Here is a 713-nt window from a genome sequence, read left to right on the forward strand (position 1 = left end):
ACTCTACCCACCAGAGATCCCCCATGTCCGACCCTGTGATCCGCGTCGAACAGCATCTGCAGGATGTGCCGCGCATTCTCCTCGTCCCCATCGATGAGGGTCTGGCGGCTTTGCTGCCGGTGGGCTTTGGGCTCATGACCCAGCATCTGATCCCGGGGCTCGCGATGGGCCTCCTCTCCTTCGCGCTCTGGAAGCGCTTCAAGGGCGAGGGCGGCGTGCCGCATGTGCTGGCGCTCCTCTACTGGGTGCTGCCGCGCCCGATGAACTTCTGCCGCAGCCTGCCCGACAGTGCGGTTTCGGTCTGGAGAGGCTGATGAATTTCGCCGTGATGGAAACATCGATGGGCCGCTTGCGCCGGGCCCGCAATGCCTTGGGGCTGGTGAGCCTCGCGCTGATCGGCTCCAACCTGCTACTCTCCTGGCAGGTGCTGCAAACGCACAGCCAGACCATCCTGATACCCTCCCGGGTCAGCGATGGCATGGTGGCGCAGGGTGGCGGCGATGTGCGCTATCTTGAGGCGCTGAGCCTGGATGCGACCCAGGCCATGTACACGGTCTCGCCTGCCACGACGACTTACAGCCGTCAGGTCATCGAACGGGTTTCCAACCCGATTGAGCGCGACGCGCTTCTGAAACGCTTCGACGAAGTGGCCGAAGACATCAAGAAGCGTGAGATTTCCACGGTCTTCCTGCCCGAGAAGATCGACCATGATC

The 713-nt window shown here is 63.0% G+C and carries 2 protein-coding genes; both read left to right on the forward strand.

Translation table 11 applies throughout. The features are described from left to right. Positions 1-23: 23 nt before the first annotated feature. The gene (gene traL / locus AC1DVR_RS23850) at positions 24-314 is read left to right on the forward strand and encodes a type IV conjugative transfer system protein TraL (protein ID WP_478003104.1); all 291 of its coding nucleotides are present in this window, start codon (positions 24-26) and stop codon (positions 312-314) included. Next, positions 314-713 (forward strand): TraE/TraK family type IV conjugative transfer system protein (locus AC1DVR_RS23855; RefSeq protein ID WP_478003105.1); only part of this gene is annotated, 400 nt, incomplete at its 3' end. The genes traL and AC1DVR_RS23855, both read left to right, overlap by 1 nt.

It is taken from the genome of Rhodobacter sp. P2_H5 (genome assembly GCF_056403335.1).

Coding starts and splice junctions, on each gene's coding strand:
- traL (WP_478003104.1), top strand. CDS start 24: ATGTCCGACCCTGTGATCCGCGTCGAACAGCATCTGCAGGATGTGCCG.